1 protein-coding gene is annotated in these 437 nt (G+C 51.0%); it reads left to right on the top strand.

Annotated features, from left to right (window positions below; translation table 11 throughout):
- On the top strand, positions 1 to 118 hold a 118-nt coding region (locus WCE05_RS26075), incomplete at its 5' end, for a hypothetical protein (protein ID WP_368816850.1).
- Positions 119 to 437 lie beyond the last annotated feature (319 nt).

Genomic DNA, 437 nt, shown 5'->3' with positions numbered 1-437 from the left:
CCTGCCCTACGAACTGCTGGAGAAGGTCTCGAACCGCATCATCAACGAGATCGCCGGTATCTCCAGGGTCACCTACGACGTGTCGAGCAAGCCGCCGGCGACTATCGAGTGGGAGTGAAGCCACTTCTTCCCTGGTGATTCATCCGAAAGACAACGGCCGTAAGGCCGATGTCTGTTAAGGCTCCGCCAAATGAAGTCTGTATAGCGTTGGCTGGTGGTCCGGCAACTGTTTAACGGCCGTTTTACGGTTGAATCGGCCCGTCGATCATGAGATATACTGCTTCGCTTTAATGATGCTTTGCTAATTGTCATGGCAGCTTTTCAGTGAAAAGTGTCGGTTTCTCGGGGCTGTCGAAATTTCGCAGCATTTTTGGGGTTTCATTGTTTCAGAGGCGAGTTTCGGGATGAAAATAAAGGCCGCGTTGATTGTTGATGAT

The sequence above is a fragment of the Pseudomonas sp. I2 genome (assembly GCF_040984075.1).
Lineage (GTDB): Bacteria > Pseudomonadota > Gammaproteobacteria > Pseudomonadales > Pseudomonadaceae > Aquipseudomonas > Aquipseudomonas guariconensis_B.
The sequence above is the reverse complement of the archived record's forward strand: the minus strand, read 5'-3'. Positions and strand labels throughout refer to the sequence as shown.